This window comes from Oceanisphaera litoralis, assembly GCF_016907015.1.
GTDB lineage: Bacteria > Pseudomonadota > Gammaproteobacteria > Enterobacterales > Aeromonadaceae > Oceanimonas > Oceanimonas litoralis.
In genome coordinates this window covers 15,619-41,117 of the sequence record NZ_JAFBBE010000009.1, presented here as the reverse complement: position 1 = coordinate 41,117, position 25,499 = coordinate 15,619, and the positions used below count along the sequence as shown (strand labels likewise).

The 25,499-nt window shown below is 56.7% G+C and carries 21 protein-coding genes and 3 pseudogenes; 7 read left to right on the top strand and 17 right to left on the bottom strand.

All coding sequences use genetic code 11. The features are described 5' to 3' along the window. Positions 1-92 precede the first annotated feature (92 nt). The 3 genes and pseudogenes from putP to HNR62_RS07285 all read right to left on the bottom strand — a co-directional run bounded on the left by putP (position 93) and on the right by HNR62_RS07285 (position 3,021). The gene (gene putP / locus HNR62_RS07295) at positions 93-1,556 is read right to left on the bottom strand and encodes a sodium/proline symporter PutP (protein ID WP_204795427.1); all 1,464 of its coding nucleotides are present in this window, start codon (positions 1,554-1,556) and stop codon (positions 93-95) included. A gap of 228 nt (positions 1,557-1,784) precedes the next feature. Next, positions 1,785-2,513 carry a DUF3379 family protein gene (locus HNR62_RS07290; protein WP_204795426.1) on the bottom strand — a complete coding sequence of 243 codons (729 nt, stop codon included), beginning with the start codon at positions 2,511-2,513 and terminating at the stop codon, positions 1,785-1,787. Then, a pseudogene (locus HNR62_RS07285) lies at positions 2,506-3,021 on the bottom strand (sigma-70 family RNA polymerase sigma factor). Before HNR62_RS07285 ends, HNR62_RS07290 begins: the two are co-directional and overlap by 8 nt. Before the next feature lie 417 nt (positions 3,022-3,438). Between HNR62_RS07285 and fadI the strand changes: the two are divergent. The 6 genes from fadI (at position 3,439) to HNR62_RS07255 (ending at position 11,307) form a co-directional block, all read left to right on the top strand. Then, positions 3,439-4,749 (top strand): acetyl-CoA C-acyltransferase FadI, encoded by a 1,311-nt coding sequence (gene fadI / locus HNR62_RS07280; protein WP_204795425.1) that lies wholly within the window; start codon positions 3,439-3,441, stop codon positions 4,747-4,749. 35 nt (positions 4,750-4,784) lie between these two features. Then, positions 4,785-6,926 (top strand): fatty acid oxidation complex subunit alpha FadJ, encoded by a 2,142-nt coding sequence (gene fadJ / locus HNR62_RS07275; RefSeq protein ID WP_204795496.1) that lies wholly within the window; start codon positions 4,785-4,787, stop codon positions 6,924-6,926. 453 nt (positions 6,927-7,379) lie between these two features. Beyond that, complete coding sequence (gene htpG / locus HNR62_RS07270; protein WP_204795424.1) at positions 7,380-9,296, top strand: molecular chaperone HtpG; 1,917 nt, start codon at positions 7,380-7,382, stop codon at positions 9,294-9,296. Between the two features lie 28 nt (positions 9,297-9,324). Next, entirely contained in the window at positions 9,325-9,552 is a 228-nt protein-coding gene (locus HNR62_RS07265; protein WP_204795423.1) for a hypothetical protein, read from the top strand. 85 nt (positions 9,553-9,637) lie between these two features. Continuing rightward, a complete protein-coding gene (locus HNR62_RS07260) occupies positions 9,638-10,993 on the top strand; it encodes a type II toxin-antitoxin system HipA family toxin (RefSeq protein WP_204795422.1) in 1,356 nt (451 codons plus the stop codon). Beyond that, a complete protein-coding gene (locus tag HNR62_RS07255) occupies positions 10,990-11,307 on the top strand; it encodes a helix-turn-helix domain-containing protein (RefSeq protein ID WP_204795421.1) in 318 nt (105 codons plus the stop codon). Before HNR62_RS07260 ends, HNR62_RS07255 begins: the two co-directional genes overlap by 4 nt. Before the next feature lie 331 nt (positions 11,308-11,638). On the opposite strand, the gene HNR62_RS16435 is transcribed toward HNR62_RS07255, so the two are convergent. Beyond that, on the bottom strand, positions 11,639-11,914 hold the full coding sequence (locus HNR62_RS16435) for a type II toxin-antitoxin system YafO family toxin (RefSeq protein WP_420827147.1): 276 nt from the start codon (positions 11,912-11,914) through the stop codon (positions 11,639-11,641). Between HNR62_RS16435 and HNR62_RS16305 the strand changes: the two genes are divergently transcribed. Beyond that, positions 11,903-12,028 (top strand): hypothetical protein, encoded by a 126-nt coding sequence (locus tag HNR62_RS16305; protein WP_275588089.1) that lies wholly within the window; start codon positions 11,903-11,905, stop codon positions 12,026-12,028. The two genes, HNR62_RS16435 and HNR62_RS16305, sit on opposite strands and share 12 nt — an antisense overlap. Before the next feature lie 46 nt (positions 12,029-12,074). Here HNR62_RS16305 and HNR62_RS07245 read toward each other — a convergent pair whose 3' ends face one another. From HNR62_RS07245 to pgi, 13 genes and pseudogenes are all read right to left on the bottom strand, one after another. Next, on the bottom strand, positions 12,075-12,254 hold the full coding sequence (locus HNR62_RS07245; RefSeq protein WP_204795419.1) for a hypothetical protein: 180 nt from the start codon (positions 12,252-12,254) through the stop codon (positions 12,075-12,077). A gap of 404 nt (positions 12,255-12,658) precedes the next feature. Further along, positions 12,659-14,959, bottom strand: a complete 2,301-nt coding sequence (locus HNR62_RS16145; protein ID WP_239552664.1) for a capsular polysaccharide biosynthesis protein — start codon at positions 14,957-14,959, stop codon at positions 12,659-12,661. Between the two features lie 170 nt (positions 14,960-15,129). Next, a pseudogene (locus HNR62_RS16140) lies at positions 15,130-15,264 on the bottom strand (hypothetical protein); the annotation flags it as partial. Between the two features lie 46 nt (positions 15,265-15,310). Beyond that, the gene (gene ptuB, locus HNR62_RS07230) at positions 15,311-16,108 is read right to left on the bottom strand and encodes a retron Ec78 anti-phage system effector HNH endonuclease PtuB (protein WP_204795418.1); all 798 of its coding nucleotides are present in this window, start codon (positions 16,106-16,108) and stop codon (positions 15,311-15,313) included. Beyond that, positions 16,092-17,507 carry an AAA family ATPase gene (locus HNR62_RS07225; protein ID WP_204795417.1) on the bottom strand — a complete coding sequence of 472 codons (1,416 nt, stop codon included), beginning with the start codon at positions 17,505-17,507 and terminating at the stop codon, positions 16,092-16,094. The genes ptuB and HNR62_RS07225 overlap by 17 nt, the downstream gene beginning before the upstream one ends. Before the next feature lie 584 nt (positions 17,508-18,091). Next, complete coding sequence (gene cysQ / locus HNR62_RS07220) at positions 18,092-18,889, bottom strand: 3'(2'),5'-bisphosphate nucleotidase CysQ (RefSeq protein ID WP_204795416.1); 798 nt, start codon at positions 18,887-18,889, stop codon at positions 18,092-18,094. A 280-nt stretch (positions 18,890-19,169) separates the two neighbouring features. After that, a complete protein-coding gene (cysC, locus tag HNR62_RS07215; protein ID WP_204795494.1) occupies positions 19,170-19,787 on the bottom strand; it encodes an adenylyl-sulfate kinase in 618 nt (205 codons plus the stop codon). 6 nt (positions 19,788-19,793) lie between these two features. Beyond that, positions 19,794-20,216, bottom strand: a pseudogene (locus tag HNR62_RS07210) (elongation factor 1-alpha C-terminal domain-related protein); the annotation flags it as partial. Between the two features lie 120 nt (positions 20,217-20,336). Further along, positions 20,337-20,891: a dTDP-4-dehydrorhamnose 3,5-epimerase gene (gene rfbC, locus HNR62_RS07205; protein WP_204795415.1), complete on the bottom strand. Its 555-nt coding sequence runs from the start codon at positions 20,889-20,891 to the stop codon at positions 20,337-20,339. Beyond that, positions 20,891-21,778: a glucose-1-phosphate thymidylyltransferase RfbA gene (rfbA, locus tag HNR62_RS07200; protein ID WP_204795414.1), complete on the bottom strand. Its 888-nt coding sequence runs from the start codon at positions 21,776-21,778 to the stop codon at positions 20,891-20,893. The genes rfbC and rfbA overlap by 1 nt, the downstream gene beginning before the upstream one ends. Continuing rightward, entirely contained in the window at positions 21,765-22,670 is a 906-nt protein-coding gene (rfbD, locus tag HNR62_RS07195; RefSeq protein ID WP_204795413.1) for a dTDP-4-dehydrorhamnose reductase, read from the bottom strand. The genes rfbA and rfbD overlap by 14 nt, the downstream gene beginning before the upstream one ends. After that, entirely contained in the window at positions 22,667-23,737 is a 1,071-nt protein-coding gene (gene rfbB, locus HNR62_RS07190) for a dTDP-glucose 4,6-dehydratase (protein ID WP_204795412.1), read from the bottom strand. Before rfbB ends, rfbD begins: the two co-directional genes overlap by 4 nt. Before the next feature lie 80 nt (positions 23,738-23,817). Further along, positions 23,818-25,485: a glucose-6-phosphate isomerase gene (gene pgi, locus HNR62_RS07185; protein ID WP_338044085.1), complete on the bottom strand. Its 1,668-nt coding sequence runs from the start codon at positions 25,483-25,485 to the stop codon at positions 23,818-23,820. Between the last annotated feature and the right edge of the window lie 14 nt (positions 25,486-25,499).

Genomic DNA, 25,499 nt, shown 5'->3' with positions numbered 1-25,499 from the left:
TACTGGCGGTATTGACGGGTATCTAATAAAAAATAAAATATTTGTTTACACAAAAGAAGCCTATCGGCTCCTTTTGTGTGGGAAGTCCAAGATTAGAGTTCGGACTCCATCCGTCGGAAACCCAGAACCACGGTTTTAACGGGCGGGGTATCGATACGGCTGATCAGGATGCAGGCCAGACCGCAGATCAGAAATCCGGGAACGATTTCGTACAGGTCGAACAGGCCGCCACTCAGTTGCTTCCAGCCGATCACGGTCAGGGCGCCGAGGATGATGCCGGCCAGGGCGCCATTGCGGGTAAGGCGTGGCCAGTACACGGAAAGAATAATCACGGGGCCAAAGGCGGCGCCAAAACCGGCCCAGGCATAACTGACCAGACCCAGCACGGTGGACTGCGGGTCGAGTGCTATCAGCATGGAGCAAACGGCCACCGCCAGTACCGCAAAACGGCCTACCCATACCAGCTCGTTATCACCGGCGGCCGGGCGCAACCAGCGCTTGTAAAAGTCTTCGGTAATGGCGGAAGAACAGACTAGCAACTGGGAGTCGATGGTGCTCATGATGGCGGACATAATGGCGGCAATCAGCAAACCGGCCACCCAGGGGTTGAACACCGCATTGGCCAGCGCCAGGAATACGGTTTCCGGGTTATCCAGCGGGGCGCCGGCAAAATAGACGGCGCCGGCCAGGCCCACACCCAGAGAGCCAATCAGTGACAGCAGCATCCAGCTCATGGCGATGCGACGAGACAAGGGAACCGAGCGCGGCGAGTCGATGGCCATGAAGCGCGCCAGAATATGCGGCTGGCCAAAATAACCCAGTCCCCAGGCCAGCAGACTGATGCCGCCGAGCAGCGAAAAGTCGTGGAACAAATCCAGTTTGGTCGCATCCATGCTTTCCAGGGTGGTCAGGGTCTGGTCAATGCCGCCCAGCTCGTTCATCACCGCCCAGGGCAAGGCTATCAGCGCCAGCAGCATCAGTATGCCCTGAAAAAAGTCGGTCCAGGAGACCGCCAGAAAGCCGCCCATAAAGGTATAGGCCACGATGACACTGCCGCCGATCATCAGGGCGGTGAGATAGGGCAGGCCAAAGACCTTCTCGAACAGGATGGCGCCACCCACCAGCCCGGAGGCGGTGTAGAAAATAAAGAACACCAGTATGGTGACGGCAGAAACAACCCGGAGCAGGCCGCTGTGATCGGCCAGGCGATTTTCCAGAAAGTCGGGCAGGGTGAGGGAATCGTTGGCCTGTTCGGTATACACCCGCAGCCGCTTGGCCACAAACAGCCAGTTCAGCCAGGCACCGATGACCAGGCCGATGCCAATCCAGGCCTGATTGATGCCGTACAGGTATACGGCGCCGGGCAAGCCGAGCAGCAGCCAGCCGCTCATGTCGGAAGCCCCGACGCTCAGGGCCGCCACGCCGGGACCCAGGCGGCGACCACCCAGAATATAATCACTCAGCGAACGGGTGGCTTTATAGGCCACCAGACCGATAAGCATGGTCAGCAGCAGATAGCCGACAAAGGTAATCAGAATAGGGAGTTCTATGGTCATAAGCGGGTTCCTGTTGTTCCGAACAGCGTTTTCGCCTTCCGTATGGGCGAAGTCAGCAAATGTTACATCATAAAATCGAATAACTCCCGATTCCTGTAATCTTATGACGGTATTGCATAATAAATCGGCAGGCTGCGTACGGCATCATCAAAAAAATAAAAAAGAGGGCGGGGTCAATATTGCTGCAATATTGACCCCGCCCTCTTTTTTATTGACCGCTTTTTCTTTCTATATCGCTCTTTTCAGCGAGGCCTTGATTTTGCCGGCCATCTTGCCGACATCTTCTTCCAGCTCGCTGACCACCACCAGACGGTTGAGGGTCATGGGAATGACTTCACCGTGATAATGGGCATCCGAGAAGCTGTTCACCAGTTGCAGGGCCCGGTCGGCCGGTACAATAAAGACATGCACCCGGTGGTGCTCCCCCTGGAGCACCAGATGGGCCGCCGGCCCTCCGGCAAACATGCAATGGTTGGCATAATACACCTTGCCCACATCGGCCATGTCGGTGATCCGGGTACCATAAGGCGCGAGTTTTGCGTTGATGGTGGTGAGGCTGACTGCTTCGTCTACATATTGGGTGAAAGGCATTTCCCATTGCACATGCTGTATCGCCACCTGGCCAACCGCCGGCGGCAGGGGCTCGGCCTCGGCCGGCAGGGGCAGAAAGCGGGTAGCGAATCCCAGCACAAAGGTCATGGAAGCGGCCACCGCCAGGTGGCGCCAACCGAAGCCTTCTGGCCTGCCCGGCTGGCGTAGCAGCGGCGACAGCATCAGCTTGGCGGGCAGGGTTTCTGGCACCGGCTCGTGCAGTGCCTGTGTCAGCTTGAGGTTGAAATCTTTGATTTCACTAACAAATTTACGGTTTCCGGCGTTAGTGGTTGAGGCATGAATAAAGTCAGGGCTCTTGTCGTTGGGATCGGCATAAGCCCGACGTCTGAACTCCAGGTCATCCATTGCTTTGGCCTCGCGAGGATTTGTCTTGGTCCATGGCCTCTTTCAATTTGTTGCGGGCACGGAAGAGGCGGGTCATTACGGTATTCTTGTTCAAGTCCAGTATCTCGGCTATTTCTTCGCCACTGAAACCACCCAGTACCTGCAGCAGCAGCGGCTCACGATATTCTTCGGTCAGTTCGGCAATATGCCGGCGCAGCCATTCGGTTTCCATATTTTGCTCCGGCCCCGGGCTTTGCTTGTCGGGTACCGGCACGCTGTCCATATCGACCAGGTCGAACTGCTTGCGCTCGAAACGGCGGGCGTTTTCTCGCCGCAATATGGTGATAAGTCACGCCTTGGCGGCCTTTTCGTCTTTCAGGCTGTCCAGTGCCTTCCAGGCACGCAAAAAGGTCTCTTGCACCAGATCTTCGGCTACCTGCCGGTCGTGGCACAGCCAGAACGCATAACGAAACAAGTCACCATGCAAGGCATACACCAGCGCTTCATAGCGCTTTTGTTTTGCCACCATGCTCTTAGAGACCGCATTCTGCCTGCTCTTCTTTCGCCCGAATAAAGAAATCATCGTTCACCGTTACAAATCGTTCACCGTTACAAGTTCACCGTTACAAGTTCACCGTCACAACAGGGTGGCTCAATTCAGTCTACTCACACTTAAAGTCGCGTGCGAATAATGATTGATGGCGAACGGTCAACAGACCCTGGTGTTATCGGTGCCGATGTTGCGGTAAAAAACGCCATTATAGTGACGGATAATCCCTCATTTATCGGCTATCAATATTTTCAATCGACTGTTTAAAACCGGACATGCCGTTGTTAAGATGAAGTTGAGGTCAGACCTCTTTGATGTCAGGCTGATCACTCGGGGCCTGTGACCGATGGCTTGTAACTGATGGCTATAACGTACGGGCGATAACAAGGAGCCTACATGTCGTCGACGAATCCGCTAACGACCCGTCAGGGCGATCGCATCGCCATCGTTTCGGGGCTGAGAACGCCGTTCGCCCGCCAGGCTACCGCCTTGCGTGGCATACCGGCGCTGGAGCTGGGCACCATGGTGGTGAACGAACTGCTGGCACGCACGCCCATGGCGGCGACCGAGGTGCAGCAACTGGTGTTCGGCCAGGTGATACAGATGCCCAGGGCCCCCAACATTGCCCGGGAAATCGTGCTGGGCACAGAACTGCCGGTGAATACCGACGCCTACAGCGTGACCCGCGCCTGTGCCACCAGCTTTCAGGCGGTATCCAGCCTGGCCGAGTCGATGCTGGCCGGGCAGGTGCAGGCAGGTATTGCCGGGGGGGCCGACTCTTCCTCGGTGTTGCCGGTCGGGGTGTCCGCCCGGCTGGCCGAGGCGCTGCTGGATGTGAGCAAGGCCAGATCCTTCGGCGCCAGGCTGGCGATACTGCGTCGGTTGAAACTCGGGGATCTGGCGCTGGTACCGCCGGCGGTGGCGGAATACTCCACCGGCCTGTCGATGGGGCAGACCGCCGAACAGATGGCCAAGAGTCACGGCATCGACCGCCGGGCCCAGGATGAACTGGCGCATCGTTCGCATCAACTGGCCAGCCAGGCCTGGCAGCAGGGCCGGCTGACGGACGAAGTCATGGCCGCTTATGTGCCGCCGTTCAAGGCCGCCTTCGAGCAGGACAACAACATTCGTACCGAATCCAGCCTGGCCGATTACGGCAAGCTCAGACCCGCCTTCGACCGCCGGCACGGCACCGTGACCGCCGGCAACAGCACGCCCCTGACCGATGGCGCCGCCGCCGTGCTGATGATGACCGAAAGCCGGGCAAAGGAGCTGGGTCTGGCGCCGCTTGGCTACCTGCGCAGTTATGCCTATGCGGCCATAGCGGTACGGCACGACATGCTGCTGGGCCCGGCCTATGCCACGCCGCAGGCTTTGGATCGCGCCGGTTGCACCCTGGCGGACATGGATCTCATTGACATGCACGAGGCCTTTGCCGCCCAGACCCTGGCCAACCTCAAGCTGTTTGCAAGCGCCACCTTTGCCGAGCGCGAACTCAACCGGGCCCGGGCCATCGGCGAGGTGGATATGAGCAGGTTCAACGTACTGGGTGGCTCCCTGGCCTATGGTCATCCCTTTGCCGCCACCGGCGTGCGCATCATCACCCAAACCCTGAGAGAGCTTAACCGTCGCGGCGGCGGCCTGGCATTGACCACCGCCTGCGCCGCCGGTGGCCTGGGCGTGGCCATGGTACTGGAGGCAGCATGATGACCGACGTTATGACCGAGACAAGGACCGAACAGGTGAACCCTTCCACCTTCAGCCTGCGTATCGAGGACGGCATCGGCATCATCACCATGGACGTGCCGGGCGAGCGCATGAACACCCTGCGTGCCAGCTTCGTTGACGAAATACAGGCCATACTGACCGAGGTGGCCGCCGACCGTGCTATTCGGGGCCTGGTGCTGTGTTCGGGCAAAGCCGACTCCTTTATTGCCGGTGCCGACGTGCACATGCTTAACGACTGCACCAGCGCCGAACAGGCCGAGGCCCTGTCCCGGGCCGGACAGCAGATTTTCAACCGGCTGGCAGCGCTCGAGATACCGCTGATTGCCGCCATTCACGGCCCCTGCCTGGGCGGCGGCCTGGAGCTGGCGTTGGCCTGTCATGGCCGGGTGTGCAGCGACGACGACAACACCCGCCTGGGACTGCCGGAAGTGCAGTTGGGGTTGATACCGGGCTCCGGCGGCACCCAGCGGCTGCCCCGACTGGTGGGGCTGCCCCGGGCACTGGATATGATGCTGACCGGCAAACAGTTACGGCCCAGACAAGCGCTGAAGGCCGGGCTGGTGGATGACATGGTGCCCCAGAGCATACTGTTGCAAACGGCCATTGAGCTGGCGCGCCAGGGCAAACCGACACGCTCTCGCAAAAAAGACCTGAAAACCCTGCTGCTTACGGCCAACCCCCTCGGTCGCAAGCTGGTGTTCGACAAGGCACTCGGCACCCTGCGGCATAAAACCCGCGGCAAGTACCCGGCGCCGGCGCGTCTGCTGCAGGTGGTGCGTACCGGTTATGAGCGGGGCATGGACCAGGGGCTGGCCGCCGAAGCGGAGGCCTTTGGCGAGCTGGTGATGAGCCCGGAGTCGGCGGCCTTGCGCCAGCTGTTTTTTGCCACCACCGAGATGAAGAAGGAAACCCGCTGGCAGGGAGCAGAGCCAAACCGGCTGGCCCGCATCGGCGTGCTGGGCGGCGGCCTCATGGGTGGCGGCATCGCCTTTGTGACGGCCACCAAGGCCGGGTTACCGGTGCGCATCAAGGATATTTCCAACCAGGGCATCAATCAGGCCATGGCCAATGCCCACGGTTTGCTGGCGCCGAAGGTGAAGAAAAAACAGCTGCGCGACAGCGAGATGAAACGACAGCTGGCGCGGATCACCGGCACCCTGGATTACTCCGGCTTCGAGCGGGTCGATCTGGTGGTGGAGGCGGTGTTTGAAGATCTGGAGGTCAAGCGGCAAATGGTGGCCGAGGTGGAGGCGAACTGCCCGGCACACACCATTTTTGCCACCAATACCTCGTCGCTGCCCATTCACCAGATAGCCGACGGCGCGACCCGGCCCGGGCAGGTCGTGGGCCTGCATTACTTTAGCCCGGTGCACAAGATGCCGCTGGCGGAAATCATTCCCCATGCAGGCACCAGCCCTGTTACAGTGGCCACGGCGCTGACACTGGCCCGGGCCCAGGGCAAAACCCCGATAGTGGTGCAGGACAAGGCCGGCTTTTACGTTAACCGCATACTGGCCCCCTACCTCAACGAGGCGGCGCGGCTGCTGCTGGAAGGCGAGCCCATCGAGGCCATCGACAGTGCCCTGCTGGATTACGGTTTTCCGGTGGGGGCCCTGACCCTGCTGGACGAAGTGGGCATCGACGTGGCGGCCAAGATCTCGCTCGTTCTGGCGCGGGAACTGGGTGAACGCTTCACCGCCCCCGACGTCTTCGGCAAGCTGCTGGCCGACAAGCGGCACGGCAAGAAGAACGGGCGCGGTTTTTATTGTCATGACAAGAAAGGCCAGAAGGGAAAAAAGGACAAGAAAGGCAAACACAAGCCGGTGGACGAGAGCCTGTATGCCTTGTTGGGCATCAAGCCCCGGCGCCGACTGCCGGCCCAGGAGCTGGCCGAACGCTGCGTACTCTCGATGCTGAACGAAGCGGCGCTGACCCTGGACGAGGGCGTGATTGCCTCGGCCCGGGACGGCGACATCGGTGCCGTGTTCGGCATCGGCTTCCCGCCCTTCAACGGCGGCCCTTTCTTTTTCATGCACCAGCAGGGCATTCAGTCTGTGGTGGATAAAATGGACGAATACGCGCGCAAATACGGCGCCCGCTTCGCGCCCTGCGAGCCCCTGCGCAAACTGGCAGAAAGTGGCGGCAGTTATTATTGATGTGCGTAAGGGGTGAGGGGGAAGGGTTAGGGGCAAAACACACTCTGCAAGCGGCACTGTGCCTGCAGCATCGGTGCCGTCTGCCCCGGCAGTTAAAGCGCTGGCTACAAAGCCGCCGCCTGTCTATCTCGTAGGGTCCATTTCAATGGACCTGCCGTTCCATCATGTAACGATGTGGTCGAATGAATTCGACCCTACGACAGGCACCACGGTTTGTGTTTCAAGGCGCCGCTTTAGCCGGCGCGAATCCACAAAGAACACTCAAAGTCTCGTAGGGTCGAATTTATTCGACCGAAGGCGTTCCTCGATGGCACCTTGGTCGATTGAAATCGACCCTACGAAAAACGGCTTCTGCAAATGTGTCGCTTACCGCTTTTTTCTATTTGCCCTTGAAATCCCTTCGGCCAACCCCATCTTCTGTACAGAAGTCAAACCCAAGCAAGGAACATGAAGATGTCAGAAGCTGTGCATACCGAAACTCATGGTTTTCAAACCGAAGTCAAACAACTGCTCAACCTGATGGCCCACAGCCTCTATTCCAATAAAGAGGTGTTTCTGCGCGAGCTGGTGTCCAACGCCGCCGATGCCGCCGACAAGCTGCGCTTCAAGGCGCTGTCCGACAGCGAACTCTACGAAGCCGACGGCAAGCTGCGGGTACGCCTGGTGCTGGACAAAGACAACAAGACCCTGACCATCTCCGACAACGGCATCGGCATGAGCCGGGACGAGGTCATCGAGCACCTGGGCACCATCGCCAAGTCCGGCACCAAGGCCTTCTTCGGTCAGTTGTCCGGCGATCAGGCCAAAGACTCCCAGCTGATCGGCCAGTTCGGCGTGGGCTTCTACTCCGCCTTTATCGTGGCCGACAAGGTCACCGTGCTCAGCCGTGCCGCCGGTCAGCCCAGCGACCGCGGTGTGCGTTGGGAGTCCGACGGTGACGGCAGCTTCACCGTGGCCGACATCGACAAGCCCGGTCGCGGCACCGACGTGATACTGCACCTGCGTGAAGCCGAGCTGGAATTCCTCGATGACTGGCGCCTGCGCAGCATCATCGGCAAGTATTCCGATCACATCAGCATCGCCGTGGAAATGTGGAAAGACGGCGAGCCCGAGCAGACCGATGAAGACGGCACCGTTACTTCTGCCGCCACCGACGGCGAATGGGAGCAGGTGAACAAGGCCACCGCCCTGTGGACCCGTTCCAAGGGTGAAGTGAGCGACGAAGAATACCAGGAGTTCTACAAGCACATCTCCCACGACTATCAGGACGCCCTGGCCTGGAGCCACAACAAGGTGGAAGGCAACCAGGAATACACCAGCCTGCTGTATGTGCCCGCCAAGGCGCCGTTCGACATGTGGAACCGGGATCAGAGCCACGGCCTCAAGCTGTATGTGCAGCGGGTGTTCATCATGGATGACGCCGAGCAGTTCATGCCCACCTACCTGCGGTTCGTGAAAGGGGTGCTCGACTCCAACGATCTGCCGCTGAACGTGTCGCGCGAGATCCTGCAGGACAACAAGATCACCGCCCAGCTGCGCAAGGCCTGCAGCAAGCGGGTGCTGACCATGCTGGAGCAGATGGCGAAGAACGACGCCGAAAAATACCAGGGTTTCTGGAAAGAATTCGGCAACGTGCTGAAAGAAGGCCCGGCCGAAGACTACGGCAATCGCGAGCAAATCGCCGGTCTGCTGCGCTTCGCCAGCACCCATAACGACGCCGACGCCCAGACCGTATCGCTGGACGACTACCTCGGCCGCATGAAGGAAGGTCAGGACAAAATCTACTACATCACCGCCGACAGCTACGCCGCCGCCAGCCACAGCCCGCACCTGGAAATCTTCAAGAAGAAGGGCATCGAAGTGCTGCTGATGTGGGAGCGGGTCGACGAGTGGCTGATGAACCACCTGAGCGACTTCAAGGACAAGCAGTTCGTGTCCGTGACCAAGGGTGAGCTGGACCTGGGCGAGCTGGACGACGAAGAGACCAAGAAGGCCCAGGAAGAAGCGAAAGAAGCCCTGGCGCCGCTGCTGGAGCGGGTAAAAACTGCCCTGGGTGACGATATCAAGGAAGTACGTCTGACCCATCGTCTCACCAGCACCCCGTCCTGCGTGGTGGCCGGCGAGCATGACATGAGCACCCAGATGATCAAGCTGATGCGCTCTGCCGGCCAGCCGGTGCCGGAGCAGAAGTACATTCTGGAGCTGAACCCCGAGCACACTCTGGTGAAAAAACTGGAAACCCTGGCAGAGGGCGAACAGTTCAACGAATGGTCCCAGCTGCTGTTGGAGCAGGCCCAGCTGGCCGAACAGGGCGGCCTGAAAGACCCCGCCGCCTTCGTGGCCCGCATCAACCGCCTGCTGCTGGGTTAACAAAAAAGGGGTCGGAGTCATTTTTTAAATGACTCCGACCCCTTTTAAATACCTTTTAAATAAACATCAAACCCGGCCAGGCGCCGGGTTTTTTATTTCTCGGTGCCGTGTTTTTGTAGCCGGCGCTTCAGCTGCCGGAGCAGACGATGCCGATCCTGCAGATATGGCGTTGTTTGCAAATTCGCGCTTGCATCTTTATACGCACAGAACAGCTATTCTCCAAAATAAAGATATGCAAAATATTGCTCAAAAATAAAAATAAAACTACATTTTGAGTATATTTTTGCTCAATGTGGGCCATTCATGTTATTGTTGAGCAATAATCTTCTCATGGTTGTGTTATGAATCCTATCGAGCTGACCATTCAGATTTTCCACCAGGGAGCCTGGCATGATGCGGCCGAGCTGACCCTTAAACAGCCACAGCTGGGCAGAGGTGGATCGGTGCGGTTGGGGTACGAGTTTGACTATGCCCTGCAATGGCTGCGAAGTGATGATGAGCATGCCTGCAGCCTGGTTTTGCCCATTGAACTGATGATACCCCACGACTCGCCCACCTGGTTTGGCTTTCTTGACGACATCATGCCCGCCGGTGCGGCCCGCCGCTATTGGGTAAGTCAGCTGGGGCTTGGTAACACGCCACCGGATAAACAAGACACAGAGTTGCTGTGCAGGGGAACCATAGCGCCGGTTGGCAACTTGCGCATCAAAGAATCATTGCCCGAATTACCCGCCGGCAGCGGCCTTAAACAACGGCGTTTTCCCATGGCTGAAGTGGTGGAACGCAACACGGATTTTCTGGAATATGCCCAGCAAATGGGAGCCGCCAGCGGTGGCGCCACCGGTGCCGGTGGCGAGGCCCCCAAATTGCTGCTCCGCTGTTCAGACCGCAACGAAGTCTGGATAGATACCTTTCAGGATGATCTGCACAACCCGGATACCCATTATCTGGTCAAGTTTCCTCGTAATAATCGCAGCACCATCGACAGCGATATTCTGCGCGCCGAATACCACTATTATCAGGAACTGCATAGCCTGGGTATCAGTACCATCAGTACCCAGGGCATGCAGCTGATAGAGGGCGAGCGTTTTCCCTCACTCTGGTTGCCTCGATTTGATGTGGCAATGCTAAACGGTCAGCTTGCCCACTATGGCCTGGAATCCGTTTATTCGGTGCTGAATAAAGCGCCGGGTAGTTACCTGAACCACGAAGAAACATTGCGGCAGCTGATTCGCTTGCTGGAACAACAATACCGGGTAACGGAACAGGGAGAGACGTTCAACCGGCAAGGGTTTGTTATTGAGTGGGTCAAGCGGGATCTGCTGAATGTGGTGTTTGGCAACTCGGACAATCATGGTCGCAATACCGCCTTACTGAAAAAGCCGGACGGCATCTGGCTCTCGCCCATCTATGATTTTGCGCCCATGAAAGCGGATCCGGAAATGGTGCCACGCACCACCACCTGGGGCAGTCCGCTGGAGGAAGGAGGGAATTACAATTGGCAGGCTATTGCCGAACGCCTGGCGGATTTGGTGGAGCCGGCACAGCTGATGGCCGAGCTGGGAGCGCTGGTCCGGCAATTGAGTGGACTCAAGCAGCGACTTCAGGGCAGAGGTGTGCCCGACAGCATTATCCGCATGCCGGTAATGGGGTTTGATTATCTGGACGAAAAACTGAACCGTTGGAAGCTGCCATGAAAAAACCGAGTTCCAATGAACGAGAAGCCCTGCTGATAGCCCTGCTGACTCGGCTTTTCACCGGCGAGATCACCGAAGGCCAGCTACTACGAACCCTCAGAAAAGATCTGCTGAACATGTCACAAACCGAATACGCAACCCTGGTGGGAGTGAGCCGGCGCACCCTGTCGGACATAGAGCGAGACGCCGGCAGCCCTTCGCTGGCGGTGCTTAACGCCATATTCAAACCGTTCGGCCTCAAGGCCGGTTTATTGCCACGAAATCCGGCATTGATGAAAAAGTTGCTGACCGAAAGTAGTGAGACAGCACCATAGGTGCCATGTTTTGCAGCCGGCGCCGATCCTGCAGGCATCACACGGAGCCATGTTTTTGTAGCCGGCGCTTCAGCTGCCGGAGCAGACGACACCGATGCTGCAGACAGCGCACCGTTTGCAGATTCGCGCCAGCTAAAGCGGTATCTACAGCCTAATCCAAACATCGGTGCCGTGGGTTTTGTAGCCGGCGCTTCAGCTGCCGGATCAGGCGGCGCCGATTCTGCAGATGTGGCGTTGTTTGTAGGTTTGCGCCGGCTAAAGCGGCGCCTTGTAGGCTCACCATGACTTACAATGATGCCTTGGCCGGCCGCTGTTCTTTGCCCGGGCATATCTACAGTTCCGGAGCCTGTCGGTAGAATTGTTCAGCCAGAGTGGCCAGATTACTTAGGAAATTGGCATCGCGTGCTAAGTCATGGGCAGGTTTTATCAATGACAGTGCACACACATGTCCGGTAAGGCTGTCGATACAGTAAACCAGATGTACGTCTGAAGTTGCCTTGAACTTGCGTGCTCTCCGGTATGGCCTTACCTGACCAATAGGCACAATGTGCACATGCCTCAGTGCGGCTTGCCTGACCGAAGCAGGAGTGTGGAAATGATCATACAGCTCATCACGCCCAAAGGGGTGATGGAAGGTATCGGACAGGTGACGGCCGGCGAGAATGTATACCTTAAAGTCTTGAAACAGCTTTTCCTTCTCTGCCTCCAGTTGAGGATCTGAGGTGTTATCTTCAGAAAAGAATTTGAGCCGGAAAACCCTGGGTCGATTAGATTTCGACAAAGATAGCAGGTTCCTTGCTTGCTTCTTTGATCTTTTTCATAGATTGCTTGGCAAGAGTATCAAGGGCTTGCTCAGATACACGGGAAACAAACACGGGGGTACGCTTGTTCTTCCACTGCTGCGCGGCCTTGAAGCATTTCACATGTGCTTTGTGGGTCTTAAGCATTATTCGCCTATAAAAATCAGTTGGTTATGTTTACACGAAACAACAGTTGAATTTTAACACAAACCCGTGTCCAGTGCTATTCAGCACGAACGCCTGCGCTTGCTGCCGTAACAAACGGCGCCGATTCTGCAGGCAACCGCACCGTTTGCAGGTTCGCGCCGGCTAAAGCGGCACCTACAGCCCAACCCAAACATCGGTGCCGTGGGTTTTGTAGCCTGCGCTTCAGCTGCCGGATCAGACGATGCCGATTTTGCAGGCACCGCACCGTTTGCAGGTTCGCGCCGGCTAAAGCGGCGCCTACAGCCCAATCCAAACATCGGTGCCGTGGGTTTTGTAGCCGGCGCTTCAGCTGCCGGAGCAGACGATGCCGATCCTGCAGGCATCACACTGTGTCATGTTTTTTCTTACCGCTTCAAGCTCCCTAAAGGGGCCAGCGCCTCCCACAAAAACCGGGCTTTGCGCAGGCGCCGATGCGCCCAGCGCAATATGTCATTTTCCGGCTCTTTGAATTGCTCCCGTTCTTGCGCCAGGCGCCAGGCCATGCGCAACGGCGTGCTGTACAGGCCGGTGGGGTAATCTACATAGGTGGGGTACCAGGCGTAGGTGGCATACACCAGGGCAGACAAGGGCAGGGCACGCCCCCGGCGTTCAACCGGGTGTTTGTCTTCGGTCAGCCCCCAGCCGGCATAAAAGGGTTGGCCCCATACGGTAACCGACTTGCCGCGGATCAGCGCCTCCAGCCCGGTTAGTGAGGTTAACGTATGCACCGCATCGCACTCGTCCATGCAGGCCACAATGCCGGCCTGCGTTTCTACCGCATTCACACAACGTTCAAGCACGTCATCCGGCACCAGGCCCTTGCGGTTACCACTCACCACATCCGGGTGGGGCTTGAACACAATAAAGGCCTCGGGATGATCCCGGCGCACCGCCTCCAGCAGGGCGGCATTGCCGTTTACAAAGGGGCTGCCCAGTTGAATGGAGGCATCGTCATCCACCTGGCCGGGCACCAGCAAGATAGGGCGATTCTTGGCCTGCTGGCGCCAGTTTAATTTTGCATTATCACCCACATTGTATTTGGTGAGCGCCTGCGCTTTAAAGTGACTAACCAGCTGTTCACCCAAGTCTAACTCGAGGGCAGAAAAGTCGTGCCCGGCAAGATATTGCTCAATGGCGCTGGGCGTGCGCGGATCGTAATAGATGCCCAGATGGTCGACCACCAGCGAGCCCGGACGACGCAGATCCGACCCCAACCCCACCGAGCGCAAAAAACCGTCCTCCATCCGCCACACCGGCCAAGAGGTGTTAGTCAGTTCCTGTTCAAAACGGCGACCCCAGACCAAGACGGCACTTGTTTGATTCTCTCGCTCCTCCCTGTCATTCCCGCGAAGGCGGGAATCCAGGTTCCGCGAACGGTCGAATGAATTCGACCCTACAGGGGGGGAAGAAGGCAGAGATTCGTCATTCTCACGCGAACGGTCGAATAAATTCGACCCTACAGGGGGGGGAGAAGGCAGACATTCGTCATTCCCACGCGAGCGGTCGAATGAATTCGACCCTACAGGGGGGGGAGAAGGCAGAGATTCGTCGTTCCCACGCAAGTGGTCGAATGAATTCGACCCTACAGGGATACGCTTTATAAATTTCACATTACGGGCATAACGGCTTAAAAACCGTGGCGTAAAACGCCGCCGCCACGGCGAAAACCCCACCGCATACAGGGTATCCACCACCGGCAGCGGGGGGCGTTGCGCCAGAATCAAATCCAGCACATCTTCCAGTTCGCAGCGCTCACCGGTAATGGGGTCCAGATAGCGGCAATAGCGCAGATAGGCGGTGGCCAGCAACTGCGGTACGGTGCGTTGCTGGCCCCGGCGAGCAATGGCGACTCTGTCATCCGTCACCCCCCAGCCCGCATAAAAAGGCGCGCCAAAACACACTACCGGCTTGCCGGCCAGCAGCGCCTCAAAGCCCAGCTGCGAGGTAACCGTATACACCTTGTCTACCGCCGCCATTAGCGCAAAGGGGTTAACCGACTCCGCCAGCAGCAGCACCTCATCGCCGGCCGCTTGCGTTAAATAACCCAGCTTTTTGCCGAGCAGCACATCCGGGTGGGTACGCACAATAATCTGGGCGCCCGGGTTTTCGGCCCGGGCCGCGGCCAGCATATCGGCAAAGCTCTGCTCGCAGGCCAGCCCCAGCCGCACCGACTGATCGCCTTTGGTTTGGTCAATTACCAATACTCGCGGGCGAGAATCATCCAGCCGTGCGGCTACCGCCGGCGGCAGGCAATTATCTGCATAGTGGTTGTATTTGGTAATGCCCTCGCGCACCAGCACCGCTTGCAACCGCTCGGCCCTATGCTGCCAATCGGCATTCCACCAGCTCATGTTATCCAGCATCTGCTCAAGCTGGCTGGGGCGGGTGGCATCGTAATACACACCCACTTCATCCACTATCAGCGACAAACGAGTAGCACCGGATGCCGGGTGACCGATATAACCCACAAAGCCGTCTTCCAGCTGCCAGAAGGGCAGGGAGCGGTGCTCTGCAAGAGTACGGGCCTTTTGTGTATTGGGTTTCATGCCCCAGCCGACCACAGCCGTTAATTCGGGTGTTGCCTGCTTGCCAAGAGAATGAGGAGCTAGAAACGCATTCAGCACCCGGCGCTGGCGCCAGATACCGCGAGAAGTGGTAAGCAGCATAAAAGATATAGAGCCCTGTTATTTTTGTAGCCGGCTGAAACCCAGCCGTAAGCTGTCAGCTTTAAGTTAAAGACAAGCACTATGGCTGTTGAGCCTGCGTTGTATCTGTGTGCCTGGTCCTATCTGTAGGTTCGCGCCAGCTGAAGCGGCGCCTACAGCAAACCTTCAGGTTATGTCCGCCACTCAGCAATCTGCTTAATCAGCTGTTGCGTGGCCGGATCATGGGACTGGCTGCCGTCCTTGCCGGAAAGCGAGTCCACCAAGCGGCTGGCCAGTTTTTTACCCAGCTCTACGCCCCATTGATCGAAGCTGTTTACCTGCTACAACACGCCCTGCACAAAGGTTTTGTGCTCAACCGTTATAGCCTGTTGATACAAGGTAATTTTCTGCGTGCTTGCCAAGCAATGCCCTGCGGGTTGTAAAAAAGCTCGGCCAGGGAGTTAGGAACCATCTCGTGGCCAGCTGCTCAAAAATATTTTCATTATTGAGCTTGCGCGCCCTGGCAATTTGCTGATTGTAATGTTTGAGTACTTCAAGGCGTTCATCACACAAACGCTGGCAGTTAAGATTGAACACCCTGATTGTCTGCTCAACCAGCTCAGCCAATGATGGGTAAGCATTCTTACCTTCAAAGTGTGCAGCTCCACAGGCAGCATGATCCGCTTTTAGCTCGCCAGTTGACTTGTCAAAGGTGAGCAAGCACGGAAATGCGGGTAGCTCCAGTGGGTTTAATACATTTCCCTCAATGTCTTTTGAAAGCTGACCACGTTCTTCAAGGTGCGCTTTAAAGGCGTCGCAGCTCAGGTTGGCGGGTGTAGGGTGACGGCTGTGGTCATCATCAATGGCGGAGCTGCCACCAAGGCAGACAGCAATCACGTTGTTCCAGTCAAGCGCCCAGTTCATATTCGGCTGGCTCGTATCTGACTTGGAGTGAAAGTGCTCTACTCTCTGGCTGCTGGCAGGTCGGGTGCTGATGGTCTGCTCGCAGTAAGCACACAAGCCGCCTTGATCGTTTATAATCAACGACCTGAGTGCTTTATATGCATTTCCTTGTTCTGCATTTCTAAAATCGCTCCAGTCAGTACCGGGATTAATTTGTTGAAACTGCGTTAACGTATTAGGCGGCAGTGATTTACTGATCTTTTTCAAGGTCTAACTCCCACTGCCGGTTTTCAATATACAAATCCAGCTCTGTAAGCTTTGGCTCTTGCCCTTCAAATACTTTATCGAGATCAGCGCGCATTTGCAGTGCTTCTTTAGTGTTCCATTTATCGGCATATACACAGTGCTCATATGCTTGCAGCAATTGCGTATTCTCATCATTGAGTGGGCGGCTATTAACACCAAAGATCCGCTGCAACAATCTTGCTGAATCTGCCCCCTTGCTGCCCGGCGGCGCTGCATGGGCATGCCCGTTTTCAAGCACCCAAATAGACTCTGAAGGCACGGTAGTAAGCACCTGAGGACTATGCGTGGTAAGTATGAATTGTAAACGTGGAAACGCTTCATTGAGCGAAGCCACCACCAGCTGTTGCCAGGCAGGATGCAGATGCATCTCTATTTCATCAATCATCACCACCCCTTCGGTCAATTCCGCAGCGGCTTCGCCCAGATGGCTGTTTAACTGCACACAGCGATACGCAATATCTGCGATCATGCCCAGCATATTTTTGATGCCATCACTAAGCTGAGACACCTTAAAAATACCCTGCTCGCGATTAGACAGAACCAGCGCCTGATCATGGCTCTGGCTATAGGCCAGGTTCTGCCAACCCACCGGCTCCAGCACGGTATTAATAGCGCGCTGGATAACTCTGATCATGGTGAAATACGGGGTTTGCTCCAGACTGACTGAGCTTCCTCTTTCAAGTGCAGCAATTTGTTGCTCACGAGCCGACTTAAAAATATTGATGAACCATTCTTCAAACTGGCGGTAGTTAGAGGCCGGATCCAGGCAGTCGCGATAAGCAAAGGTTCTTATTTTCTGGTTTTTCTTGTCGGTAACGGACTTTTTTGAACGCACCAGTCTCTTGTGCTGCCACAGCCGGCCCGTACCGTAATAACCAAACAAAGGAAGTGATTGCGGTACAGTGCTCAGATCCCTTACCGCTTCCTGCAGTGACCGGGCATGCTTTTTAAGTTGAGCACATCCCGGGCCATCGAGTGTTTGAGAGCGCTTGGCTTCGCTCTCACGCACCCGCTCCCAGCTTATTGCCTGCTGGTGTTGTTCACACTCCACAACAATGCTGCAGGGCAGCTGACGCGCGGTTTCATCGATCACTCCAGCAGCCATGCCACCTTCAAGCTGCTTACTGACAATGGTGGCGCGCACATCGTCAATCTGAATGCCGTTGGCTGGATCGTTATAAGCGGTGCGTGCCAGATCGAACTGGCTGACAAACGGCCAGAATGCAATGCGCAGCGCATCCAGTATGCTGGTTTTGCCCTCGCCGTTTGCAGCAACCAATACCGTAAGCCGGCTGTTCAATGTTATTGTTAAGTCTTTGTAGCAGCGGAAGTTTTTAAGTATAAGCGTGTTAACTTTCATAGCGTTGACCGATGTAGGAGCATGACATGCAGAGGTTTATCGCCCCAATGATAAAGCTCGTTAAGTTCCGTGGCTAATTTATTGGGGCAACTGTGCATCAAGCAGCCGCATTTGCCCGCTTGCAGCCGAGCCTACAGCCCACTTTTAAACTTACAGCTTACGGCTTACGGCTCCCCGAAGGGACAGGCCTACAGCATAGCCAAACATCGGGGGCTGTTTTTGTAGCCGGCGCTTCAGCTGCCGGAACAGACGGCGCCGATGCTGCAGACATGGCATGGTCTGCCCATCTTCACGCCGGCTAAAGCAGTGCCTACGGAATACCAGACATTGTTGCCATGTCTTGTAGCCGGCGCTTTAGCTGCCGGATCAGGCGGTGCCGATTCTGCAGATATGGCGTTGTTTGCAGGTTTGCGCCGGCTAAAGCGGCGCCTACAGTCCTGCCAAATATTGGTGCCGTGCTTTTGTAGCCGGCACTTTAGCTGCCGGAACAGACGGCGCCGATTCTGCAGATATGGCGTTGTTTGCAGGTTTGCGCCGGCTAAAGCGGCGCTTACAGGTTAGTCAGACATCGGTGCTTTTTAACGTCAGTTGAACAGAGCCGGCCAGTTAACATCGTTTTCCCCCAGCACCAAAAAGAAGGGGTTCAGTACTTCACGGGTGTTGGCGTAGCTCAGCGGTTCACCATTCAGTTGCACCACGCTGCCACCGGCTTGCTCCACCACACACTGGGCGGCACCGGTGTCCCACAGCGAGGTGGGGCCAAGGCGGGGATAGGCATCGGCGACGCCTTCTGCTACCAGGCACAGCTTAAGCGAGCTGCCCATGGCCACCAGCTCGTGTTCGCCCAGTTTGTCCAGTAGCTGCAGCAGAGAATCACCGGCATGAGAGCGGCTGCCCACCACCCGCCAGGGCTGGTCGGCGGCATGCTCGGCAACGCGAATGGCAACCGGCGCAGTATTTCCTTCGGTTTTGAACGCACCCAGGCCTTTGGCGGCCACATAACCCACGTTCAGCGCCGGTGCATATACCACGCCCAGCACCGGTTTGCCGTGCTCTATCAATGCAATGTTAACGGTGAACTCGCCGTTACGCTTGATAAACTCCTTGGTGCCATCCAGCGGATCCACCAGCCAGTAGCGACCGTTGTCATCGGCACCTGCAAAGCTTGCGGTGTCTTCTTCCGACAGTACAGGAGCTTGCAACGGCAGCAGTGCCAACTGATCCATGATCAGGTGATGCGCGGCGGCGTCTGCTTCGGTCAGCGGTGACTTGTCTTCTTTCTGCTCAATGGTAAATTCCCGGCCATAAATTTCCATAATGGCGTCGCCCGCAGCGCGGGCAATGGTGTCAACCTGATCCAACAATTCTTGAGTAACAGACATTCTTCATCCTTTTATTGTCATTTTTTGTAGGCCCCGATTTATCGGGGCAACGGCACCAGATGTTGCACGATTTGCCCGAATGAATTAGGGCCTACAAACATCGTCACTCCGGCGAAGGCCGGAGTCCATTCGGCAGGCGATGTACATGAATGTTGGAATTCGCTTCGCTCATTCACAACCTACTTCTATCAACAATCTGAATAGTCTGCAGGCACAGCGCAGTGCCTGCAGACCCTGGTGTTTGACTTACAGCTGACAGCTTACGGCTCCCCGAAGGGGGTTACCCGATAATACCCTGGAGCTTGAGCGCATCAATCACCGCGTCGGCGGCTTGCTCTGCACTCAGCTGAGTAGTGTCGAGGCGAATTTCAGGACTCTCGGGCTGCTCGTAGGCGGAGTCGATGCCGGTGAAGTTCTTCAGCTCGCCGCGACGGGCTTTCTTGTACAGCCCCTTCACGTCCCGCTCTTCGGCCACGTTGAGCGGGGTATCGACAAAGACCTCGATGAACTCGCCCTCGGCCAGCGATTCACGGGCCATGCGACGCTCGGCACGGAACGGCGAGATGAAGGCGGTGAGCACGATCAGGCCCGCGTCCACCATCAGCTTCGACACTTCCGCCACCCGGCGAATGTTCTCCACCCGGTCGGCGTCGGTAAAGCCCAGATCCTTGTTCAGACCGTGGCGCACGTTGTCGCCGTCCAGCAGGTAGGTGTGGCGGCCCTGGGCGTGCAGCTTCTTCTCCACCAGGTTGGCGATGGTCGACTTGCCGGCACCGGACAGGCCGGTAAACCACAGCACGCTCGGTTGCTGGCCCTTGGCCTGGGCGCGGGCGTCCTTGTTCACGTCCACATGCTGGTAGTGAATATTCTGGCTGCGGCGCAGGGCAAAGTGCAGCATGCCGGCGGCCACAGTGGTGTTGCTGAGGCGGTCGATCAGAATAAAGCCGCCGGTGTCCTTGTTGGTCTGGTAGTCATCGAAGGCGATGGCGCGGTCCAGACTCAGGTTACAGACGCCGATGCCGTTCAGCTCAAGCTGGCTTGGGCGAGTGGCGTCGTAATACACGCCGACTTCATCCACTATCAGCGACAAACGAGTAGCACCGGAGGCAGGGTGACCGATATAACCAATAAAGCCATCCTCCAACTGCCAGAAGGGCAGGGAGCGGTGCTCTGCAAGAGTACGGGCTTTTTGTGTGTTGGGCTTCATGCCCCAGCCCACCACAGCCGTTAACTCGGGTGTTGCCTGCTTGCCAAGAGAATTAGGAGCTAGAAACGCATTCAGCACCTGGCGCTGACGCCAGATACCGCGAGAAGTGGTAAGCAGCATAAAAGATATAAAACCCTGTTATTTTGTAGCCGGATCAGACGGCGCCGATTCTGCAGACACCGCACCACTTGCAAATTTGCGCCGGCTAGCGGCGCCTACAGAAACAATTAAAACCTTCCGTTACATTTGTATTCCTGGCAGCTCGGCATCGGTAAACAACGGCGCTTGCTGATCTTTGGCTGAAAGAATAGGGGCGCCGGATAAAGGCCAATCGATCGCTAAAGTTGGGTCATCCCACCGTATGCAGCGTTCGTGCTCGGGAGCATAGTAATCGGTAGTTTTGTATAAAAACTCGGCGACGTCAGATAGCACCAAAAAACCGTGGGCGAAGCCTTCGGGAATCCACACCTGGCGCTTGTTCTCGGCCGATAAAAATATACCTTCCCACTGGCCAAATGTAGGGGAGTTATGTCGAATATCTACTGCCACATCGAACACTTCTCCCAAAGTGCAGCGTACTAGTTTGCCTTGCGGCTGTGTAGCCTGATAATGCAGGCCACGCAGCACGCCCCGAGCAGATCGGGAATGGTTATCCTGTACAAAGTTGATCTGCTTACCAACAGCCTGCTCAAACTGACGCTGGTTAAAACTCTCAAAAAAGAAGCCCCGTTCGTCACCGAATACCTTGGGCTCGATAATCATTACATCGGGAATGCCGGTCTTAATAATATTCATCAAGCTTTAAATCCAGATTGAATAAGTCGTAGCAAATATTGGCCATATGCGTTTTTGGCGAGCGGGGCGGCCAACCGGCGCACCTGCTCTGCGCCAATAAAGCCTTTGCGGTAGGCGATTTCTTCCGGGCAGGCCACTTTAAGTCCCTGCCGGTGCTCTATGGTTTGAATAAAATTGCTGGCCTCGTTAAGGCTCTCGTGAGTGCCTGTGTCCAGCCAGGCATAACCCCGGCCCATGATGGATACGGACAGTGCTTCTTGCTCCAGGTAGTGCCGGTTGATATCGGTAATTTCCAGCTCTCCTCTGGCCGAAGGCTTCAACCCTTTTGCTATATCAACCACCCGATTATCGTAAAAATACAGACCGGTAATGGCATAGTTGCTTTTGGGCTGAGCCGGTTTTTCTTCCAGTGACAGGGCCTGACCCTGTTCACTGAACTCGACTACTCCGTAACGTTCGGGATCCTGCACATGGTATGCGAACACAGTGGCCCCGTCTGCCTGATCACTGGCTTGCATTAATTCCGCCTGAAGATTGTGACCGTAAAAAATATTGTCACCCAGCACCAGGGCGCAATTATCCTGGCCGATAAAATCTTCACCAATAATAAATGCCTGGGCCAGACCATCCGGGCTGGGTTGCACAGCATATTGTAGGTTCAGCCCCCACTGGCTGCCGTCGCCTAGCAGCTGTTCAAAACGAGGGGTATCTTGTGGTGTACTGATGATAAGGATATCGCGAATACCGGCCAGCATCAGGGTGCTGAGCGGGTAGTAGATCATGGGTTTGTCGTATACCGGCAACAGCTGTTTACTTATGGCCATAGTCAACGGATACAGCCGGCTGCCGGAGCCGCCGGCCAGAATAATGCCTTTACGCTTGTTCAATGTGTTGCTCCAGAATGTCGGTCAGCGTGTGCCGCAGGCCGTGTTGCCAGGGCGGCAGGCTGAGATCAAATGCGGCTTCCAGTCGCCGGCAATCGAGTCGTGAATTGAGCGGACGAGTGGCTGCGGCTTGCCATGCACTGGATGGAATGGCTTCCAATGAGTTCAACGCCAGGGGTATGCCTGCTTTACGGGCTTGTTCGAAGACCAGGCTCGCATAATCATACCAGCTGGCGGAGCCTGCGGCGGCAAGGTGATACAGGCCGGCCAGCTCCGGTTGCTGCGTGGCTTTTCGCAGCGCATGAGCGGTGACATCGGCAATCAGAGCGGCTCCGGTGGGGGCGCCGATCTGGTCATGGATCACGCTCAGCGTGCTGCGCTCTTTGCCCAGATGCAGCATGGTCCGGGCAAAATTGTTGCCGCGAGAGCCATAGACCCAACTGGTGCGAAACAGCAGATGACGGGAACAGTGCTGCGTCAGGGCGCGTTCGCCGGCCAGCTTGCTGGCACCGTAATGATTGAGCGGTGCCGGTGCATCTTCTTCCTGCCAGGGTGTTGAACCGGTACCGTCAAACACATAGTCGGAGGAGTAATGCACCAGCCAGGCGCCCAGGACCTCGGCTTCTTTTGCCAGCACGGCCACGGCATCGGTGTTGATCCTCGTGGCCTGAGCGTGTTCGGTTTCGGCCTGGTCGACCGCCGTGTAGGCCGCTGCGTTGACGATCACATTCGGCTTGAGGGTGTGCAGGGTATGCGCCAGTCCCGGCAGATTGCTCAGATCGCCACAGTGTTCCTTTGAGTGGCGATCCAGGGCCGTGATCTCTCCCAGTGGCGCCAGCGCCCGTTGCAGTTCCCAGCCTACCTGTCCGTTTTTTCCCAGCAGCAGGATCTTCATGGGCGGGGTTCACAGTAATGTTGCGTTAGCCACTCCCGGTAGGAGCCGTTCTTTACCTGCTCAACCCATTCCTTGTTGGCCAGGTACCATTGCACGGTTTTACGTAAACCGGACTCAAAGGTCTCGGCCGGCTTCCAGCCCAGCTTGTGTTCTATTTTGCTGGCATCAATGGCATAGCGTACATCGTGTCCGGGGCGGTCGACCACATGCTCTATCAGTGAGGCGTAAGGTGCGAGGTGTGAGGGAACCAGCTCGTCCAGAATGTTGCAAATGGTGTTTACCACTTCTATATTCTGCTTTTCGTTATGGCCGCCAATATTATAGGTTTCACCTACTTCCCCACTAGTAACTACCTCATACAAGGCCCGGGCATGATCTTCCACATACAGCCAGTCGCGAATTTGATCACCTTTGCCGTAAACGGGAAGCGGCTTCCCCTCCAGAGCATTGAGAATGACCAGCGGAATGAGCTTTTCCGGAAAGTGGCAAGGGCCATAGTTATTGGAACAGTTGGTGATCAGTGTGGGCAAACCATAAGTACGTAACCAGGCGCGAACCAGATGATCGCTAGACGCTTTAGAAGCGGAGTAGGGACTGCTGGGGGCATAGGGTGTGGTTTCGGTGAATAAATCATCTGTGCCGTGTAAATCACCATACACTTCGTCGGTAGATATATGATGAAAACGGAACGCCGCCTTGCGATCTTCGTTCAAATTGTTCCAATAGTGACGGGCGGCTTCCAGCAGAGTGTAGGTGCCCACTATGTTGGTGTTGATAAACTCGGCAGGGCCAGAGATGGATCTGTCCACATGGCTTTCCGCCGCCAGGTGCATTACCGCATCGGGCTGATGCTCGCCAAACAGCGCATCCAGCCCGGCTCGATCGCAGATATCCAGTTTGGCGAAATGATAACGCGATGAAGCCGCCACCTCGGCCACGGATTGCAGGTTACCGGCGTAGGTGAGTTTATCCACATTCACCACGGCGTCTGGCGTATGACGAATAATATGGCGTACCACGGCAGAGCCTATAAAGCCGGCTCCGCCGGTCACGAGAATTTTACGCATGGTGTTAATGCTCTAATGTATTGATTTAAAAATACCCATGTACGCGCCGGCTAAAGCGGCGCCTACAGCAAACCTGCAGGTTATGCCCGCCACTCGGCAATCTGCTTAATCAGCTGTTGCGTAGCCGGATCATGGGACTGGCCACCGGCCTTACCCGAAAGCGTATCCACCAGCCCGCTGGCGAGCTTTTTACCCAGCTCCACGCCCCACTGGTCGAAGCTGTTCACGCCCCAGAGCACGCCCTGCACAAAGGTTTTGTGCTCATACAGGGCTATCAAACTACCCAGGGTATGAGGCGTCAGCTCCTTGCACAAAATCACCGTGCTGGGGCGGTTGCCCGGCATGACCTTGTTGGGCAGCAGGGTGGCAATGCGCTGTTCGCTCAGGCCTTCCGCCTTCAGTTCGGCTTCTACTTTCTGTTCGGATTTACCAAAGGCCAGCGCCTCGGCCTGAGCCAGCATGTTGGCCAGCAGCTTGTGGCGGTGGCTTGGGTAGTCATAGGGCGAGTTCACAAAACCAATAAACTCGGCCGGTACCACTGTGGTGCCCTGATGCAGCAACTGAAAAAACGCATGTTGGCTGTTAGAACCCACATCGCCCCACACCACAGGGCCGGTGGCATGGCTCACCGGCTGGCCATTATGGGTGACCGACTTGCCGTTAGACTCCATGTTCAGCTGCTGCAGAAAGGCCGGAAAACGCGCCATCAGCTGGCTGTAGGGGAACACGGCCTCGCTGGCATACCCCAGCACGTTGTGGTTCCACACAGTGAGCAGGGCCAGCAGCACCGGAATATTTTGCTCCAGCGGCGCGGTGCGCAGGTGCTCGTCCATGGCGTGGGCACCGGCCAGCAATTGCTCGAAGCGCTCAAAGCCGACCGCCAGCGCAATGGGCAGGCCAATGGCCGACCACAGTGAAAAGCGGCCGCCCACCCAGTCCCAGAACTCGAACATGTTTTCTTCGGCAATGCCGAATTCCACCACCTTTTGCCGATGGGTAGACACGGCCACAAAGTGCTGCTGCACCAGGCTGGCATCATTACTTGCATCACTACTGGTATCACTACAGGCATTCAGCAACCACTGGCGTGCGGCCATGGCATTGGACATGGTCTCGTCGGTGCCAAAGCTTTTTGACGACACCACAAACAGGGTGGTGGCCGGATCAAGCGTTGCCAGAATGGTAGCCAGGTGGGCAGGATCGATATTGGACACAAAATGTGGCCGTATACCTTTATCCTGATAAGGCATGAGCGCCTCGCACACCATGGCCGGCCCCAGATCGGAGCCTCCGATGCCAATATTCACCACATCACGAATGGGCAGGCCGGTGTAGCCTCGCCAGTCGCCGTTATGCACCCGCTGGCAAAAGTGGCGCATTTTGGCCAGCTCCGCATGTACGGCGGGAATAATGTTAACCCCGTTATGCTCAAGCACGCGACTTGCCGGCATGCGCAATGCGGTGTGCAGCACGGCGCGCTGCTCGCTGGGGTTAAAGCGGTTATCGGCAAACAGGCCGGCAATGGCTTTTGGCAGTTTCAGTTCCCGGGCCAGCTGACACAGCTGTGCCAGGGTTGCTGTATCCAACTGCTGACGGGAGAGATCAACCAGCAGATCGTCGCCCAGCCGAAACGACAGGTGGGCAGCCCGCTGGGCATCCTGCCGAAAACGTTCGGCCAGCGTGAGCGTTTGCGCTTGTTGCGCCTGAGCCTTTAGGGCGGAAAAAAGAGGGTGTTGAGATAACAGCACAAGACATCCGTAAG

Bases quoted from the DNA above. Each gene is read 5' to 3' on its own strand.
- fadI (WP_204795425.1), top strand. From the start codon at position 3,439: ATGTCGTCGACGAATCCGCTAACGACCCGTCAGGGCGATCGCATCGCC.
- HNR62_RS16305 (WP_275588089.1), top strand. From the start codon at position 11,903: ATGATCATACAGCTCATCACGCCCAAAGGGGTGATGGAAGGTATCGGA.
- rfbB (WP_204795412.1), bottom strand. From the start codon at position 23,737: ATGCGTAAAATTCTCGTGACCGGCGGAGCCGGCTTTATAGGCTCTGCC.
- putP (WP_204795427.1), bottom strand. From the start codon at position 1,556: ATGACCATAGAACTCCCTATTCTGATTACCTTTGTCGGCTATCTGCTG.
- cysQ (WP_204795416.1), bottom strand. From the start codon at position 18,889: ATGTCTGTTACTCAAGAATTGTTGGATCAGGTTGACACCATTGCCCGC.
- HNR62_RS07255 (WP_204795421.1), top strand. From the start codon at position 10,990: ATGAAAAAACCGAGTTCCAATGAACGAGAAGCCCTGCTGATAGCCCTG.
- HNR62_RS07265 (WP_204795423.1), top strand. From the start codon at position 9,325: ATGACTCCGACCCCTTTTAAATACCTTTTAAATAAACATCAAACCCGG.
- HNR62_RS07245 (WP_204795419.1), bottom strand. From the start codon at position 12,254: ATGCTTAAGACCCACAAAGCACATGTGAAATGCTTCAAGGCCGCGCAG.
- HNR62_RS07260 (WP_204795422.1), top strand. From the start codon at position 9,638: ATGAATCCTATCGAGCTGACCATTCAGATTTTCCACCAGGGAGCCTGG.
- cysC (WP_204795494.1), bottom strand. From the start codon at position 19,787: ATGCTGCACTTTGCCCTGCGCCGCAGCCAGAATATTCACTACCAGCAT.
- HNR62_RS07225 (WP_204795417.1), bottom strand. From the start codon at position 17,507: ATGAAAGTTAACACGCTTATACTTAAAAACTTCCGCTGCTACAAAGAC.
- rfbC (WP_204795415.1), bottom strand. From the start codon at position 20,891: ATGAATATTATTAAGACCGGCATTCCCGATGTAATGATTATCGAGCCC.
- HNR62_RS16145 (WP_239552664.1), bottom strand. From the start codon at position 14,959: ATGCTGCTTACCACTTCTCGCGGTATCTGGCGCCAGCGCCGGGTGCTG.
- htpG (WP_204795424.1), top strand. From the start codon at position 7,380: ATGTCAGAAGCTGTGCATACCGAAACTCATGGTTTTCAAACCGAAGTC.
- HNR62_RS07290 (WP_204795426.1), bottom strand. From the start codon at position 2,513: ATGGATGACCTGGAGTTCAGACGTCGGGCTTATGCCGATCCCAACGAC.
- rfbD (WP_204795413.1), bottom strand. From the start codon at position 22,670: ATGAAGATCCTGCTGCTGGGAAAAAACGGACAGGTAGGCTGGGAACTG.